Raw genomic sequence first — 2,943 nt, forward strand, 5'->3', positions numbered from 1 at the left:
GGTTTTCGATAGTGACATCCACTTCTGCGGCTTGCACAAAAGGAGCACTAAAAGCTGGAAGTAAAAGCCCCAGCGCAATTTTTTTGATACTTGAGTGAGTTTTTTTCATGTCAGTTTCCTCCGGAAAACATTTATGTTGTTTTGGTGGAAACATTGTTACGCATAGGCTCAGCTACATTCCTCACGAAAGTATCACGAAAGAGTAATTAATTTATCGCTCAGCTTTTTTCTATAAACTTAACACTATGAAAGAATCACGATTGCACTATTGACCCCCTGTTAAGATGCGCCTATTATCCCTCGCGCTTGGAAGCCATCGATACTACTAAAACTACAACACGGACGTGAAAGCCAACCCTCTATGCGACCTTGCTAGAAACCTTGGCCACCATATACTCCGCGATACAATCCTTCAGCATCATACGTAATTTTCTAGGGACTATCAGCCTCCCACTGCATTCGCTCGCCTATAGGACGCCATATACATTTCCGGTACCTTACGAGCGAGTCGAGGCTGAACAATGACAGGAGAACGGATATGTCAACACTCAACAAAAAGATTGCAGCCCATCTTGAGGAGCAATTTCCCCCTGAGTTTGATGAGAAGTGGGTAAGTAAATTACTAACCGATAAAGAACCCAAAGTAAAAAAAAGAGTCACTAAACGAAAGACACCTGATCATGAAAAAGCTCTTCTAAAAGATATCGCACTGATCGAAGCCGAGATAAGAAAACAAAAGATAATCAGAAAAGCTAATTCAAGCAAAGCAGTAAAAGCAAGGAAGCCGGTTTCCAAACCTCCTCAAAAAACAAATGAACCTGAGTCCATGAGCGCTATCGAAAAGCAAAAAAAAGCACACATAAGTAAAAACCAAGCAGGCCTTGATTCAAACAATACACCGAACAAAAGAAATTCTCGCCGCCTTCTATCACGCCTTAAAAAACGTTAAATCAAGCTGACTCCTAAATTGATATATAAGCCCACTGAACTTAATTGGGCTTATATATCAATCAGCATATACGCCTATACAGCACCCTGCTTTCCGAAGAACTGCCCCACATTAGTTCAAGCCTCTTCCACCAAATTTATCGCGCCTCAAAACAAAGCTTGCGTCAAAAACAAAATTAGATCATTGTGCAATATATAGCACTTTAATTTTTTCATCAGTCAACAAAAGTGAACCAGAGCTCACATTACACTGTAAACAAAAATGTTACGAATTGTTAATCTCGGTACCCTAAAATGCTTCACGAAACTAAATTCCCACTCATAAAAGCTCATTTTGCCCGAAGATTAAAAGAACTAAGGAATGCCTACGGTCTAAAAAGAGGCACACCATTAAAGCAGCAAGAACTTGCTGAGGCGATTGGCGTTTCACGACGGGTCTATATCGATTGGGAGAACCCGACTAAAACAAATTCTGTTCCAACAGACATTAATAAGCTGATTGCTCTGTGTGAAATTCTAGATACCGACCTGATATACCTATGCACGGGGCTTTTTGATGGCCAAAAAGAGCGTAAGCATCAAGATAATTACGTAAACGTTTACTCTAGATACAGCCAAAACCCCGATTTCTACCTAATGGTGAACTTTTTAATGCGCTGGGATGATGAAGTACTTAAGAAAATGACAGCCTATTTTGAGAGTTTAACTGACTTCTATGAGGGGCAACCTTTGATAAAGTAGGGCTAAGAATAAGCCCTACATTAGGCGCTCTTACTGGACTTCGTTAATAGTTAGCCAATAAGCCAGAACACTTCTTAATTGACGGTTCCAATTGGTAACATCCAGATCCTGCCGCACGCAACTCCTTGCACCAATGCGGTAGGCCTCTTTGATTTCATTTTTTGAAAACCCTGCAGAAATCAAAACAATCGGCACAGAGTGAAAACGCGCCTGGTTCATCAGTGACTTGATCACATCAATACCTGTAAAGAACGGTAGCTTGTTATCTAAAATAACCAAATCTGGCGTGCGACTTCCAGGGTCACCCAGTACGTCAATCGCCTGCGCACCATTCTGCAGCATGCATAAATCAACTTCCTGCTCGTGCTGTTCGATAATCCTAGTGACCAAGAAACTCTCGTCAGGGCAATCATCGACAACAACATATGGATTCGGCATTAATTATCCTTTCAATTATTTTCCAATCTTTTATTCTATCCTTATTCGCTTTAGTTTGAACAGACCTCGGAAAGCCAACGGAATCCGTTGAGTGAAACAGCCGTAACATCATAATAGTAGCCATTAAATAAATATTTCATTATTGTGGTAATTATGAGCGACGAATACGGACACAGATTAAAAGCTTTTTCATTAAGAATGGAAAAAGAGCTTAGAAGAAAGCTTGAAGAACAAGCGAAACAGAATGGTCGAACCTTAACTTCGGAAATCAACCATCGCTTGGAAAACTCTCTTGATGAAAGCGAAAAAGAATCTGAACTAAAGAGTGTTGAAGAGTCACTAAGCTCTCTGCATGAAAAGTTAGATCACCTTTCAGCAAAAAGTTCAGATTCATAGATCAAGCCAACTTGTATACAAGTGAACGGTTACGTTCACTTGCGCCTGTTAGAAAGTAGCCCCTCAAAACTGGTTCGGTGCGATCAGCCCCAGATAATAGCCAGCAATTAATAGCACTAACAATGATATAGATAAAGATATGCGTACAGTCAGCGCAGTGAGCACTCGTGTATGCTGATTATCATCTTTACCTAAAAAGAAAGCGCCCGCACCAAGACTGACAAGAACCGCCAACAAGTTAATTAGTATTAGAATTTTATAAAAGCTCATGGGTCACCTTTTTTTAAGTCTTATTCTGATAGGCTTTGTTCTAGCTTCAGCGTAACAGAAAAATAATACTCAATGAACTGCGACTGACCATTAAATATGCCCTATTCTTTTCAGCCTAAGTTTTTCCTCTCTTTGTTTTGCACCCTAATG

Annotated in this window: 5 protein-coding genes; 3 read left to right on the forward strand and 2 right to left on the reverse strand. The window is 40.2% G+C overall.

Annotation, left to right across the window (positions count from 1 at the left end):
• The first annotated feature begins 538 nt into the window (after positions 1 to 538).
• Positions 539 to 949 carry a hypothetical protein gene (locus A3757_RS13280; RefSeq protein WP_068508864.1) on the forward strand — a complete coding sequence of 137 codons (411 nt, stop codon included), beginning with the start codon at positions 539 to 541 and terminating at the stop codon, positions 947 to 949.
• 293 nt (positions 950 to 1,242) lie between these two features.
• Positions 1,243 to 1,689, forward strand: a complete 447-nt coding sequence (locus A3757_RS13285; protein ID WP_068511297.1) for a helix-turn-helix domain-containing protein — start codon at positions 1,243 to 1,245, stop codon at positions 1,687 to 1,689.
• Between the two features lie 30 nt (positions 1,690 to 1,719).
• Here the strand turns inward: A3757_RS13285 and A3757_RS13290 are convergent, their stop codons facing one another.
• Positions 1,720 to 2,127: a response regulator gene (locus tag A3757_RS13290; RefSeq protein WP_068511299.1), complete on the reverse strand. Its 408-nt coding sequence runs from the start codon at positions 2,125 to 2,127 to the stop codon at positions 1,720 to 1,722.
• 153 nt (positions 2,128 to 2,280) lie between these two features.
• On the opposite strand from A3757_RS13290, the gene A3757_RS13295 reads away from it, so the two are divergent.
• Positions 2,281 to 2,523: an Arc family DNA-binding protein gene (locus tag A3757_RS13295; protein WP_082865296.1), complete on the forward strand. Its 243-nt coding sequence runs from the start codon at positions 2,281 to 2,283 to the stop codon at positions 2,521 to 2,523.
• Between the two features lie 63 nt (positions 2,524 to 2,586).
• Here the strand turns inward: A3757_RS13295 and A3757_RS13300 are convergent, their stop codons facing one another.
• Entirely contained in the window at positions 2,587 to 2,793 is a 207-nt protein-coding gene (locus A3757_RS13300) for a twin transmembrane helix small protein (RefSeq protein WP_068511303.1), read from the reverse strand.
• Positions 2,794 to 2,943: the final 150 nt, after the last annotated feature.

It is taken from the genome of Oleiphilus sp. HI0117 (assembly GCF_001635235.1).

Bases quoted from the DNA above. Each gene is read 5' to 3' on its own strand.
- A3757_RS13300 (WP_068511303.1), bottom strand. From the start codon at position 2,793: ATGAGCTTTTATAAAATTCTAATACTAATTAACTTGTTGGCGGTTCTT.
- A3757_RS13285 (WP_068511297.1), top strand. From the start codon at position 1,243: ATGCTTCACGAAACTAAATTCCCACTCATAAAAGCTCATTTTGCCCGA.
- A3757_RS13295 (WP_082865296.1), top strand. From the start codon at position 2,281: ATGAGCGACGAATACGGACACAGATTAAAAGCTTTTTCATTAAGAATG.
- A3757_RS13290 (WP_068511299.1), bottom strand. From the start codon at position 2,127: ATGCCGAATCCATATGTTGTTGTCGATGATTGCCCTGACGAGAGTTTC.
- A3757_RS13280 (WP_068508864.1), top strand. From the start codon at position 539: ATGTCAACACTCAACAAAAAGATTGCAGCCCATCTTGAGGAGCAATTT.